Origin of the sequence: Streptomyces pyxinae (genome assembly GCF_024756275.1) — a bacterium.
Taxonomy (GTDB): Bacteria; Actinomycetota; Actinomycetes; order Streptomycetales; family Streptomycetaceae; genus Streptomyces; species Streptomyces pyxinae.
Window position 1 is genome coordinate 15,304 of record NZ_JANUGQ010000027.1, and the last position, 12,503, is coordinate 27,806.

Below are 12,503 nucleotides of genomic sequence, written 5' to 3' on the forward strand. Positions count from 1 at the left end.
TTCCGTCGTCTTCCGGCGTCGTCTTCCGTCGTCTGCCATCGTCTGTTGTCGTCCGTCGTGAACCGTCGTGAACCGCCCTGATCCGCCGTCGTTCGTCCGCGAACCCCGGCGACCTTCAGGGACCCGCAGAGACTTTCAGCGACGCGGCTCCCAGCGGAACCACCGCCGGAGGACGTAGACCGAGAGCAGTGTCCAGACCGCCGCGGTGAGCGCGGCCGTCAGCACCTCCCGGCCGTCCGGGCCGCCGACCCAGCCGGCCCGCACCAGGGTGACCACCCCTGAGAGCGGCAGCAGCTCGCACACCGAGGCCAGCCCGCCCGGGAAGACGTCCAGCGGGACGAACAGGCCGGAGCCCACCGCCGAGATCATGAACATCGGCAACGTCGTGAGCTGGGCGCTCTCCACCGTCCGGGTGACGATCGCGGTGACCCCGGCGAGCGCGGCCATCAGCACCGTCCCCAGCAGGGTGCCCCCGAGCAGCAGCAGCGGGGAGCGCGGCGCGGTCACGTCCAGGAACCCGACCCCCGCCACCACCAGCAGCACGCACTGGACCAGCGCCGCCACCACCGCGGGCAGGGCGGTGCCCACGAGGATCTCCGGGTCCGTCACCTCGCCGGTCCGCAGCCGCTTCAGCACCAGTTCCTCGCGGCGCGCCACATACGCCGAGACCAGGTTCAGATGGACCACCAGCAGCAGCACCATCCCGATGCCGCCGGTCAGCGTCGCCTCCAGGACGCTCAGCCCGGACCCGCCGAGGCCGACCCCGTCCAGCGCCGTCCGCATGAACGCCACCATCAGGGCGGGCATCAGCAGCGCCGTGAAGAGGGCGTACCGATTGCGTACGAGGAGGGTCAGCTCCGCCCGGCCGAGCGCGCCCAGCCGCCCCGTCACCGTCGTACGCGCCGTCCGGGACTTCCGTTCCGCCGCGCGGTTCATGGGTGTGGCCATGGTCACACCCCCGCCGTCTCGGTGGTCCGCGCGATGTCCAGGAACGCCTCCTCCAGGCTGGCCGAGCGGGCGTCGAGCCCGTCCAGCCGTACGTTCTCCCGCCGGGCCCAGAGCAGCAGTTCGGCCAGGTCGTCCTGGAGCCGGTGGGTACGGACCTCGATCCGGCGCCCGGTGTCGTCCGCCCGCGCGGCCCGCAGTGTCAGCGGCAGCCGGGCGGCGTCGACCCCGTCGGGCAGCGCGAACCGGATCCGGGCCGGCCGGGCCGCGGTCACCTCCGCCGGCGTACCGGAGGCCACGATCCGGCCCCGGTGCATGATCGCCAGCCGGTCGGCGAGCGATTCGGCCTCCTCCAGGTAATGCGTGGTCAGCAGCACGGTGGTGCCGGCCGCGCGAAGTTCCCGCACCAGCCGCCAGGTGTCCCGCCGCCCCTCCGCGTCCAGCCCGGTGGACGGTTCGTCGAGGAACAGCACCTCGGGCCGGCCCAGCAGGGCCAGCGCCAGATCGAGCCGCCGCCGCTCACCGCCGGACAATTGCTTGACCCGCACCTCGCTCCGGGCGGCCAGCCCGACGAGCTCCAGCGCCTCGCCGGCCGGGCGGGCACCGCTGGTGCACCCGGCCCACATCCGTACGGTCTCCCGCACCTTCAGCTCGGACGGGAAGCCGCCCTCCTGGAGCATCACCCCGACCCTCGGCCGCACCGCGACCCGTTCCCGGTACGGATCGTGCCCGAGCACCCGCACCCGGCCGCCGCTGGGCCGGGCGAGGCCCTCCAGCACTTCCACGGTGGAGGTCTTGCCCGCGCCGTTGGTGCCGAGCAGCGCGAAGATCTCGCCGCGCGCCACGGTGAGGTCGATGCCGGACACCGCCTCGAAACCGCCGGAGTACGTACGCCGGAGGCCCGCGGCCTCGATCACCGGCCCGGCGCCGTCCCCGCCGGCCCCGGTCCCGCCCCCGGCTCCTGCCCGCGTCCCGCCGCCGGCCACGGGCACGGTGGCGCGGACGGCTCTGTCGTCACTGGTCATGGGTCCAGGCTTCCGCCGGGTGGCGAGGGAGGGCAGTGCGCGCTGTCATCGGCCCGGATGACAAATGTCATCGCCTGCGCCCCGGAAGCTGATCGGGGCCCCGGGACCGGGACCGCCCGGACCGAGCTGGGACCCCCGGACCGAGCCGGGACCGCCCGGCACGGGACACCCCGGACCGAGCCGGGGGACCGTGCGGACGCCTGGCGACCCGCCTGACGCGCCTGGGGGACTCGAAGATGCCCGGAGACGGCGAGAAGCGCCGGAAAGCGCGGGAAGGCTGGGAAAGCTGAGAAAGCTGAGAAAGTTGGGAAACGACGAAGACCCCGATCATTCGACCGGGGTCTTCTCACTGAGCGGACGACGAGATTCGAACTCGCGACCCTCACCTTGGCAAGGTGATGCTCTACCAACTGAGCCACGTCCGCATTGCTCCCGCTCGGCTCTCACCGGGCGGTGCTCCATCACCTTACCCGAACCACCTGAGTGGTCGGGTCGATGAGGTGGAGCGGGTGACAGGAATCGCACACTGCGCCTTCCCCCTGGAAGGGGGATGTTCTACTACTGAACTACACCCGCACGCTCCGTGAGGCGCTTGGCTTTTCGGCCTCGCCCCTCGGCGTGCTCCAGACTCTAGCCGATCACCGGGGGTGTCGCGCAACTCCGGGTTCCGCCGGCCCCCGCCCCGGGCGCCCCGACCCGGCCCCCGCAGCCCTCCCGCCCCGGGAACCGGGCCCCCCGGAGCCCCGTGCCCGAAATCCAGGACGGCGCCCGGTTCCGGTCTCGGGGTCGGAAGTCCCGCCCGGCCGCGCGCTCAGCCGGCCTGTTCGAACGCCTCGTAGATCCGCTTCGGGATGCGGCCGCGCGCGGGCACCTCCAGCCGGTTGGACTGCGCCCAGGCGCGTACGGCCGCCGGGTCGGGCGCGACGGCGGTGTGGCGGTAGGTGACCGCACGCGCCTGGCCGGTCTTCCGGGCCCGCTCGGCCGCCTGCTTCCGCCCGGCCGCCATGTAGGGGGCGAGGGCCTTGCGCAGTTTCTTGGCATTGGCGGGATTGAGGTCGATCTCGTACGACTTTCCGTCGAGACCGAAGGCGACCGTTTCCGCCGCTTCTCCGCCGTCGATGTCGTCGAAGAGCGTGACCACTACGCGCTGCGCCACGGATATCGGTCCTTTCGTGCGGGTCGCCGCACCGCTCGCGAGTGCCCGGCACCCACGTGTCTCCGGCGCCCGGACGGCACCCGGTGCTTCCGGGGGCCGGGCACCCTGCTGACGTGCGGCGAAACCGACTTCACGGCTGTTGTCGGGGAATGCTGTTTTTCGCTGCATTCCTTTGTACCCGGAACGCGTCGCCCGGGGAAGTCCAGCCAATTGCATCGCGTGTCCCGCCGCAATGGCCTGCGGCTTTGTTTTCCAGGTTTTTCCCGTTTGCAACGAGCCGGGGCCGGGGTCGCGGATGAAGGGGAAACGCGAGGCGGGGGAGGAGGGGGAGGAGGGGTGGGGGCGCGGGTCCCGAAGCGAGTGGGGTCACCGGGGTGCGACTCCCGGGGCAGGCCGCATCGGAACGGGCCCGGGGCCGGCCGGGTCGGGCAGTGCCCGGGCGGTGCCGGCCGGTGCCGGCCGGTGTCGGGGCAGTGGCACGCCGGTCGGCGGAGAATCCTTCGTAGACTCCTACAGAAATCTACTCGCGTAGAATTTGGAGACAGGTACGCTGAGGGAACCGCCCACGCAACACACCACCGGGAGTGCCAGTGGCACGCGTCGTAGTCGACGTCATGCTCAAGCCGGAGATCCTCGACCCGCAGGGACAGGCGGTGCAGCGCGCACTGCCCCGTCTCGGCTTCGAGGGGATCGCGGACGTCCGCCAGGGAAAGCGCTTCGAACTGGACGTGGAGGGGCCGGTCGACGACGCCGCCCTGGCCCGCATCCATGAGATGGCCGAAACCTTCCTCGCCAACACCGTCATCGAGGACTTCGTCGTGAAGGTGGAGTCGTGACCGCTCGTATCGGAGTCGTCACCTTTCCCGGCACTCTGGACGACCGGGACGCGCTGCGCGCGGCCCGTATCGCGGGCGCCGAGCCGGTTTCGCTCTGGCACCGCGACAAGGATCTGCACCAGGTCGACGCCGTGGTTCTGGCGGGCGGTTTCAGCTACGGCGACTATCTGCGCGCCGGTGCCATCTCCCGGTTCTCGCCGGTGATGGAGACCATCATCGAGCAGGCGAGGTCCGGACTTCCGGTTCTCGGCATCTGCAACGGCTTCCAGGTCCTCACCGAGGCGCATCTGCTGCCCGGCGCGATGCTGCGCAACGACCACCTGCACTTCGTCTGCCGCGACCAGAAGCTGCGGGTGGAGAACGCCACCACCGCCTGGACCGCCGACTACGAGGCCGGCCAGGAGATCTCCGTACCGCTGAAGAACATGGACGGCCGGTACGTGGCCGACGAGCGGGTGCTGGACGAGCTGGAGGCGGAGGGCCGGGTCGCGTTCCGGTACCTCGGTGGCAATCCCAACGGCTCGCTCCGTGACATCGCGGGCATCACCAACGCCGCCGGCAATGTCGTCGGTCTGATGCCGCACCCGGAGCACGCGGTCGAGCCGCTGGTCGGCACCGGCCGCACCGACGGCCTCGGGTTCTTCACCTCGATCCTGAAGAAGTTGGTTTCCGCATGACCCTCGATACGGTCAAGCACGCGGGCGGGACGCCCGACGTCGAGCAGCCGTGGGCCGAACTCGGGCTGAAGCAGGACGAGTACGCGCGCATCCGGGAGATCCTGGGCCGCCGCCCCACCGGCGCCGAACTCGCCATGTACTCCGTCATGTGGTCCGAGCACTGCTCGTACAAGAGCAGCAAGGTCCATCTGAAGCAGTTCAGCGAGAAGAAGCCCGAGTCCGACGCGATGCTCGTCGGCATCGGGGAGAACGCCGGCGTGGTGGACGTCGGCCAGGGGTACGCGGTGACCTTCAAGGTCGAGTCGCACAACCACCCCAGCTACATCGAGCCCTACCAGGGCGCGGCCACCGGCATCGGCGGCATCGTCCGCGACATCCTGGCGATGGGCGCCCGCCCGGTCGCCGTGGTGGACCCGCTGCGCTTCGGCGCCGCCGACCACCCCGACACCAAGCGCGTGCTGCCGGGCGTGGTCGCGGGCATCGGCGGCTACGGCAACTGCCTGGGCCTGCCCAACATCGGCGGCGAGGTCGTCTTCGACTCCTGCTACCAGGGCAACCCGCTGGTCAACGCCGGCTGCATCGGTGTGATGAAGCACGAGGACCTGCACCTCGCCAAGGCGTCGGGTCCGGGCAACAAGGTGATCCTGTACGGCGCCCGCACCGGCGGCGACGGCATCGGCGGCGTCTCGGTCCTCGCCTCGGAGACCTTCGACGCCGCGGGCAAGCCCACCAAGCGCCCCGCCGTCCAGGTCGGTGACCCGTTCCAGGAGAAGCTGCTCATCGAGTGCACCCTGGAGATCTTCCGCGAGAAACTGGTCGCGGGCATCCAGGACCTCGGCGGCGCCGGCCTCTCCTGCGCCACCAGCGAGCTGGCCTCGGCCGGTTCGGGCGGCATGCGGGTCGAGCTGGACACCGTGCCGCTGCGCGACGCCACGCTCTCGCCGGAGGAGATCCTCATGAGCGAGTCGCAGGAGCGCATGTGCGCCGTCGTGGAGCCGGACAAGGTCGAGCGCTTCCTCGCCATCTGCGAGAAGTGGGACGTCATCGCCACCGTCATCGGTGAGGTCACCGACGGCGAGCGGCTGGAGATCTACTGGCACGGCGAGCAGATCGTGGACGTGCCGCCGCGCTCGGTCGCCCACGAGGGCCCGACCTACCACCGGCCGTACGCCCGTCCGGAGTGGCAGGACGCCCTCCAGGCCGACGACGCCGGCACGTTGCCCCGCCCGGGGACCGGCGCCGAGCTGAAGGACCAGGTCCTGAAGCTGGTGGCCCACCCCAACCAGGCGTCCAAGGCGTGGATCACCGACCAGTACGACCGTTTCGTGCAGGGCAACACGGTCCTCGCCCAGCCCGAGGACGCCGGCATGATCCGGATCGACGAGGAGACCAACCTCGGGGTCGCCATGGCGACGGACGGCAACGGCCGGTACGCCAAGCTCGATCCGTACACGGGCGCGCAGTTGGCGCTGGCGGAGGCGTACCGCAATGTCGCCGCCTCCGGGGCCAGGCCGCTGGCCATCTCCGACTGCCTCAACTTCGGCTCGCCCGAGGACCCGGCCGTGATGTGGCAGTTCGCCGAGGTCACCCGTGGACTGGCCGACGGATGCCTGGAGTTGGGCACCCCGGTGACCGGTGGCAATGTCTCGCTCTACAACCAGACCGGTGAGGTGGCTATCCACCCGACGCCGGTGGTCGCGGTGCTGGGTGTGATCGACGACGTGACCCGCCGTACGCCGATCGCCTTCGCGGAGGAGGGCCAGCTGCTCTACCTGCTGGGCGACACCCGCGAGGAGTTCGGTGGCTCGGCCTGGTCCGAGGTGGTCCACGGGCACCTCGGCGGACTGCCGCCCCGGGTGGACCTGGCCCGCGAGAAGCTGCTGGGCGAGATCCTGATCTCCGCCTCCCGGGACGGCATGATCGACGCCGCCCACGACCTCTCGGACGGCGGTCTGGTCCAGGCGGTGGTGGAGTCCTGTCTGCGCGGCGGCACCGGCGCCCGGCTGGTCGTCCCGGACGGCCTGGACGCCTTCACCTTCCTGTTCAGCGAGTCGGCGGGCCGCGCGGTCGTCGCCGTCCCGCGCAGCGAGGAGCTCCGCTTCACCGACATGTGCGGCGCGCGCGGGCTGCCCGCGACCCGGATCGGGGTCGTGGACGGCACGGAGCTCGATGTGCAGGGCGAGTTCGGCGTCTCGCTGGACGAGCTGCGGACGGCCCACGAGGCGACCGTCCCCGCGCTGCTGGCCTGAGCCGCTGCCGGCCTGAGCCCGTACGAAGCCTGTACGGCGCTCCCGCCGTTGCCGGTCGTCGCCCGTGAGCCCCCGTCCGGCCCCTTCCCGGGGCCGGGCGGGGGCTTTCGTCTGCCCCAAGCCGTTGCCCATGTCTACGAAATTACGTAATCTCGTCACCATGGCATCGGAGGAACGGGAGCGGCTGAAGGAGCGGCTCACCGCACTCGAACGGCGGCTTGACGCCCTCGAAGGTTCCGGTTCCGCCTCCGGCCCCCTCTCCGCTCCCCGTCCCTCGCCGGACGGCCGGGGCCCCGAGTTCTGGGCGCTGAACGGTCTGAAGGAGCAGGTCGCGGCGGCGGGCGCGGAGGACGGCGCGGTGCTGTTCACCGGAGCCGTACGACTGCCCACCGGCGAGCGGTACGAATGGCAGGAGACCCGCCGCACGGCGGACGTCACCGAGGACCTGGTCCACGGCGGGAGCGCCGATGACGCCACCGGCCCGCCTGGGCCGCGGCGGACGGCCGAAGCGCTCGCCGCGCTCGGGCACCCGGTCCGCCTCCGGTTGCTCGGAGAGATCATCACCGGCCGCCGCACCGCCGCCGAGCTGGCCGGACTGGACGGCATGGGCACCACCGGCCAGATCTACCACCACCTGCGCCAGCTCACCGCCGCCGGCTGGCTGGTCGCCACCGGGCGCGGCCGGTACGAGGTCCCGGCGACCCGGGTGGTCCCGCTGCTGACGGTCCTGGCCGCCGCCGGGAGCTGACACGGGCGGCCGGAACGGCCGGGGCGGGCCCGGACATCCCGCGCATCGACCTATCTGGAGGGCTCACATGAACATCAGCCAATTACGAAAATCCGTAACGGTTCTCAGCCGGCTCGGGCAGCTGGCCGTGGTGGCGGCCCTGATCGCCCGGTTCGGCTTTGACGCCCCGGTGTGGTGGGTGCTCCCGCCCGTCCTGCTGTGCTGCCTGGTGCCGTACGCCTTCCGCCGGCTCGAACGGTCGGCCGGGCCCGCGCGCCCGCCCGTCGAGGTGGCGCCGCCGGTGACCGACCGCTGGCTGGCGCTCAACAGCCCGGCCGACAAGGTGCCGAGCCATGGCACGTACGGCCACGCCCAGAGCCACGCCATCGACATCGTGGCCGAACCGGACGAGGGCGCCCGGCCGCCGTTCCGGCCCCTCTGGCCGGTCGCCCGCCGCAACCGGGACTTCCCGGGCTTCGAGGCGCTGGTGTACGCGGTGGCGGACGGCACGGTGATCCACGCGGCCGACCGGCAGCGCGACCATCTGAGCCGCAACTCCGGCCCGGCGATGGCCTACTTGGCGCTGATCGAGGCGGCGGTACGGAGCCTCGGCGGCTGGCGCGGCCTCTTCGGCAACCATGTGGTGCTGAAGCTGGACGGGAGCGCGGACGGCTCGGACGAATCGGACGGCACGGGCGGCACGGGCGGTACGTACGCCGCCTACGCCCATCTGCGGCGCGGCTCGCTGCGGGTGCGGCCGGGGGACCGGGTGGTGGCCGGGCAGCTCATCGCGGAGTGCGGCAACTCGGGCAACTCCACCGAGCCGCATGTCCACTTCCAGCTGATGGACGGCCCCGACCCGGAGGCCGCCCGGGGCGTGCCCTTCAGCTGGCGCGGCATCGGCGTCCCGGGCGGGAACACGACCTTCATCGCCGCCCCGCCGGCCAAGGAGGCTCCTGCCGAGGGGCCGGCCGCCGAGGAGGCCCCTGCCGAGGGCTCGGCCACTGGAAGTCCGGCCGCCGGCGGCCCCTCGGCCGGAAGTCCGGTCGCAGGGGGGCCGCCGGCCGGGCGCACCGGCTAGTCTCGGGCGCATGCCCCCGGCCAGGAAGCGCGCCCGCAGTTACGACCCCGCCAAGACCCGCGCCGCCGTGCGCGCCCAGTTCGACCACGTCCGCGCGGCCGTTCTGGGGCTCACCCCGGAACAGCTCGCCGCGCCCACCCGGCTGGGTGACTGGACGGTCCGGGAGCTGGCCGCGCATCTGGCCCTCGGCTACGGCTCGGTGCCCCGGGCCCTCGCCGAGCCGGAGCCGGCCACCCGGGAACTGGAGCTGGTGGAGTGGCCGTTCGCCACCGCCCCGCAGGCCGGCGGGGTGGACGAGGCGGCACGCACGGCGGCGGCCGGCGCCGATCTGCCCGGGCTGTACGCGGAGGTGGCGGCGGACCTGGACGCGGTGCTGCCGGACGCCCCGGACGACCGGGTGGTGGCCATGCGCGCCGGGACGATGCGGCTGGGCGACGCGATGGTCACCCGGGCCGTCGAGCTGATCGTGCACACCGACGACCTCAACGCCGCGACCGGCCTGGCGGTGCCGTACGACCGCGCGGCGCTCGGGGCCTGTGTACGGCTGCTGGCGGACGCGCTGGCGGTGAAGGCCCCGGGCGGCTCGGTGGAGGTGCGGGTGCCGCCGTACGCGGTGGTGCAGTGCGTCCCGGGCCCCCGGCACACCCGGGGCACCCCGCCCAATGTGGTGGAGACCGACCCGCTGACCTGGCTCCGGCTCGCCACCGGCCGGGCGCGGTGGGCGGACGAGGTGGCCGCCGCCCGGGTCCGCGCCGGCGGCGAGCGGGCCGACCTCGCCGCCCTGCTCCCGGTCATGAGCTGACCCGTACGGGCATGCGGAGCCCGGCACCCGGGGGAACCGGATCGTCCCCGAGCCCGTCGAAGCGGCATGCAGACGACGACGCGCACTCAGCTGGCAGCGGCCACCACCCTGGCGGCCTCCCTTCTCGTCCTCACCGCCTGCGGCACGGAGGCGACGCCCGGCGGAGGGGGCGGCCGTACGGTCGCCGCCGACCCCGAGGTCGCCGGCGTCCACTGGTCCGTCGAGAGCGTCACCGCGGACGGCCGGAAGACCACCGTGCCGCCGGGGGCGTATCTGCGGATCGACCCGAAGACCGACCGCGCCGAGGGCGATCTCGGCTGCAACCGGTTCAGCGCCGGGGCGACCGTCAAGGGCGACACCGTCACCCTCAGCAAGCCGACCTCCACACTGTTGAGCTGTACGAGCCCGGACGGGAAGCGGGGAGAGGCCGAACAGGCGCTGCGCACGGTGCTCAACGGTCCGCTCACCGCCCGGGTCGCGGCCGGAAAGCTCACCCTGACCGGCAAGGGCGGCGACACGGTCCGGCTGTTCGACGCGCCCCCGGCGAAGCTGGTCGGCCCCACCTGGGAGATCACGAGCCGCTATCCGGGGACGCCCGCCCCGGGCAAGGCGAAGCTGGTCTTCGGCAAGGACGGCACGGTACGCGGCACCCTCGGCTGCAACCGGTTCAGCGCCACCTTCACGACCCCGGAGCCGGCCACGAAGGCGGCCCCGGAGCCATCCGGCGGGACCACGGAAGGGGCGCTCGTGATCACCCGGCCCGTCACCACCCGGATGCTCTGCCAGGGCGCGGCGGGCGAGACCGAGAAGGAACTGCTGAAGGTGCTGAAGGGCGGGCTCAGCTACCGGATCGACCACCGGAAGCTGGTGCTCCGGACCTCGGGCGACTCCGCCCCCGGCGGCAACGCGGGCCTCACCGCGTACCCGGTCGGCGGCTGACCCGGCGGCCCCGGCGGGCACACCCGGGCGCGCACCCGAATCGTCCGCGGAGCGAGCCCGGACCGTCCCCGGGCGGGTCCGCGAGGCCCCGGACCGTCCCGGAGCCGGCCCGTGAGGCCCCGGACCGTGCCCGGAGCCGGCCTGGAAGGCCCTCGGAGGCGTACCCGGCCCCGGAGGCGTACACGGCAGACGTACCCGGAATGAGCCATTCTCGGCCCGGTCCCGGTCCCGGCTGCCCGCAGAAGCCGGGGCCCGGCCCGGCGACCGGCTCCCGACGGCAGAGGAAGGCCGGATCGGGGCCGGATCGGGGCGAGGCCGGGGCAGGATTCGGGCCGGTTCACTGCGAGGTCCGTCACACCCGTGGCCGCCCGGCGGCCGGAGCAAGCTCCCTGGTCAGCGCGGTGGCCATGACCGACCGTGAGGGCGGGTGTCCGGAACGGGCGGCTCCAGGGGCGCGTCCCGGGGCCGTCCCCAATTCGGACCAGTGGTCGATCTCGCCTACACTCGGTGCCGTGCCACGTGGTGACGGTCGACTCAATCACGATCTGCTTCCCGGCGAGAAGGGCCCCCAGGACGCTTGTGGCGTCTTCGGCGTCTGGGCCCCGGGCGAAGAGGTCGCAAAGCTCACGTACTTCGGTCTCTACGCTCTCCAGCACCGGGGCCAGGAATCCGCGGGAATCGCGGTCAGCAACGGCTCCCAGATCCTCGTCTTCAAGGACATGGGCCTGGTCTCCCAGGTCTTCGACGAGACATCCCTCAGCTCCCTCCGCGGCCATATCGCGGTCGGTCACGCGCGCTACTCCACCACCGGCGCCTCGGTGTGGGAGAACGCCCAGCCGACGTTCCGGGCCACCGCCAACGGCTCCATCGCGCTCGGCCACAACGGCAACCTGGTGAACACCGCCCGGCTCGCCGAGATGGTCGCGGACCTCCCCCAGGAGAACGGCCGGTCCGCCCGGGTCGCGGCCACCAACGACACCGACCTGGTCACCGCCCTGCTGGCGGGCCAGGTGGACGAGGACGGCAAGCCGCTCACCGTCGAGGAGGCGGCCGCCAAGGTGCTGCCCGACGTCCGGGGCGCCTTCTCCCTCGTCTTCATGGACGAACACACCCTCTACGCCGCCCGCGACCCGCAGGGCATCCGCCCGCTGGTCCTGGGCCGCCTGGAGCGCGGCTGGGTGGTGGCCTCCGAGACCGCCGCCCTCGACATCTGCGGCGCCAGCGTGGTCCGCGAGGTCGAGCCGGGCGAGATGATCGCCATCGACGAGAACGGCATCCGCACCTCGCGGTTCGCGGAAGCGAAGCCCAAGGGCTGTGTCTTCGAGTACGTCTACCTGGCGCGCCCGGACACCGACATCGCGGGCCGGAACGTCTACCTCTCCCGGGTCGAGATGGGCCGCAAGCTGGCCCGCGAGGCGCCTGCCGACGCCGATCTGGTGATAGCGACCCCGGAGTCCGGCACCCCCGCCGCCATCGGCTACGCGGAGGCGAGCGGCATCCCGTTCGGCGCCGGCCTGGTGAAGAACGCCTATGTGGGCCGGACCTTCATCCAGCCCTCCCAGACCATCCGCCAGCTCGGTATCCGGCTGAAGCTGAACCCGCTGAAGGAGGTCATCCGGGGCAAGCGGCTGGTGGTCGTGGACGACTCCATCGTCCGGGGCAACACCCAGCGCGCGCTGGTCCGGATGCTCCGCGAGGCGGGCGCGGCCGAGGTCCACATCCGGATCTCCTCCCCGCCGGTGAAGTGGCCGTGCTTCTTCGGCATCGACTTCGCCACCCGCGCCGAGCTGATCGCCAACGGCATGTCGGTCGAGGAGATCGGCCGGTCGCTGGGTGCGGACTCGCTGTCGTACATCTCCATCGACGGCATGATCGAGGCCACCACCATCGACAAGCCGAAGCTCTGCCGGGCCTGCTTCGACGGGGAGTACCCGATGGAGCTTCCCGACCCCGAGCTGCTCGGCAAGCAGCTGCTGGAGACGGAGCTGGCCGCCGGACCGGCCGCCACCGCGGCGGCGGACGCGCTCCGCAGGCCGTGAGCCCGCGGCCGGTGACGCCCGTCTCGC

The 12,503-nt window shown here is 72.5% G+C and carries 11 protein-coding genes and 2 tRNA genes; 8 read left to right on the top strand and 5 right to left on the bottom strand.

Annotated features, from left to right (window positions below; genetic code table 11):
- Positions 1 to 135: 135 nt before the first annotated feature.
- The 5 genes from NX801_RS24960 to NX801_RS24980 form a co-directional block, all read right to left on the bottom strand.
- A complete protein-coding gene (locus NX801_RS24960; RefSeq protein ID WP_428986223.1) occupies positions 136 to 948 on the bottom strand; it encodes an ABC transporter permease in 813 nt (270 codons plus the stop codon).
- Between the two features lie 2 nt (positions 949 to 950).
- Positions 951 to 1,970: an ABC transporter ATP-binding protein gene (locus NX801_RS24965; RefSeq protein ID WP_258790157.1), complete on the bottom strand. Its 1,020-nt coding sequence runs from the start codon at positions 1,968 to 1,970 to the stop codon at positions 951 to 953.
- 352 nt (positions 1,971 to 2,322) lie between these two features.
- Positions 2,323 to 2,395, bottom strand: a tRNA-Gly gene (locus tag NX801_RS24970).
- A 76-nt stretch (positions 2,396 to 2,471) separates the two neighbouring features.
- Positions 2,472 to 2,546: transfer RNA gene (locus NX801_RS24975), tRNA-Gly, on the bottom strand.
- 235 nt (positions 2,547 to 2,781) lie between these two features.
- Entirely contained in the window at positions 2,782 to 3,126 is a 345-nt protein-coding gene (locus tag NX801_RS24980; protein WP_258790158.1) for a histone-like nucleoid-structuring protein Lsr2, read from the bottom strand.
- Between the two features lie 590 nt (positions 3,127 to 3,716).
- Between NX801_RS24980 and purS the strand changes: the two genes are divergently transcribed.
- From purS to purF, 8 genes are all read left to right on the top strand, one after another.
- Positions 3,717 to 3,962, top strand: a complete 246-nt coding sequence (gene purS, locus NX801_RS24985; protein ID WP_073756364.1) for a phosphoribosylformylglycinamidine synthase subunit PurS — start codon at positions 3,717 to 3,719, stop codon at positions 3,960 to 3,962.
- Complete coding sequence (gene purQ / locus NX801_RS24990) at positions 3,959 to 4,639, top strand: phosphoribosylformylglycinamidine synthase subunit PurQ (protein ID WP_258790159.1); 681 nt, start codon at positions 3,959 to 3,961, stop codon at positions 4,637 to 4,639. Before purS ends, purQ begins: the two co-directional genes overlap by 4 nt.
- Positions 4,636 to 6,888, top strand: coding sequence for a phosphoribosylformylglycinamidine synthase subunit PurL (gene purL, locus NX801_RS24995; protein ID WP_258790160.1), 2,253 nt, complete (start codon positions 4,636 to 4,638; stop codon positions 6,886 to 6,888). Before purQ ends, purL begins: the two co-directional genes overlap by 4 nt.
- Before the next feature lie 160 nt (positions 6,889 to 7,048).
- Positions 7,049 to 7,636, top strand: a complete 588-nt coding sequence (locus NX801_RS25000) for an ArsR/SmtB family transcription factor (RefSeq protein WP_258790161.1) — start codon at positions 7,049 to 7,051, stop codon at positions 7,634 to 7,636.
- A gap of 67 nt (positions 7,637 to 7,703) precedes the next feature.
- Positions 7,704 to 8,696 carry a M23 family metallopeptidase gene (locus NX801_RS25005; protein WP_309505889.1) on the top strand — a complete coding sequence of 331 codons (993 nt, stop codon included), beginning with the start codon at positions 7,704 to 7,706 and terminating at the stop codon, positions 8,694 to 8,696.
- A 10-nt stretch (positions 8,697 to 8,706) separates the two neighbouring features.
- Complete coding sequence (locus tag NX801_RS25010; RefSeq protein ID WP_258790162.1) at positions 8,707 to 9,498, top strand: maleylpyruvate isomerase family mycothiol-dependent enzyme; 792 nt, start codon at positions 8,707 to 8,709, stop codon at positions 9,496 to 9,498.
- Between the two features lie 66 nt (positions 9,499 to 9,564).
- Entirely contained in the window at positions 9,565 to 10,437 is an 873-nt protein-coding gene (locus tag NX801_RS25015) for an META domain-containing protein (protein ID WP_258790163.1), read from the top strand.
- Positions 10,438 to 10,949: 512 nt separating this feature from the next.
- Positions 10,950 to 12,476, top strand: a complete 1,527-nt coding sequence (gene purF / locus NX801_RS25020) for an amidophosphoribosyltransferase (RefSeq protein ID WP_258790164.1) — start codon at positions 10,950 to 10,952, stop codon at positions 12,474 to 12,476.
- Positions 12,477 to 12,503: the final 27 nt, after the last annotated feature.

Bases quoted from the DNA above. Each gene is read 5' to 3' on its own strand.
- NX801_RS25000 (WP_258790161.1), top strand. From the start codon at position 7,049: ATGGCATCGGAGGAACGGGAGCGGCTGAAGGAGCGGCTCACCGCACTC.
- NX801_RS24960 (WP_428986223.1), bottom strand. From the start codon at position 948: ATGGCCACACCCATGAACCGCGCGGCGGAACGGAAGTCCCGGACGGCG.
- NX801_RS24965 (WP_258790157.1), bottom strand. From the start codon at position 1,970: ATGACCAGTGACGACAGAGCCGTCCGCGCCACCGTGCCCGTGGCCGGC.
- purL (WP_258790160.1), top strand. From the start codon at position 4,636: ATGACCCTCGATACGGTCAAGCACGCGGGCGGGACGCCCGACGTCGAG.
- NX801_RS25015 (WP_258790163.1), top strand. From the start codon at position 9,565: ATGCAGACGACGACGCGCACTCAGCTGGCAGCGGCCACCACCCTGGCG.
- NX801_RS25010 (WP_258790162.1), top strand. From the start codon at position 8,707: ATGCCCCCGGCCAGGAAGCGCGCCCGCAGTTACGACCCCGCCAAGACC.
- NX801_RS25005 (WP_309505889.1), top strand. From the start codon at position 7,704: ATGAACATCAGCCAATTACGAAAATCCGTAACGGTTCTCAGCCGGCTC.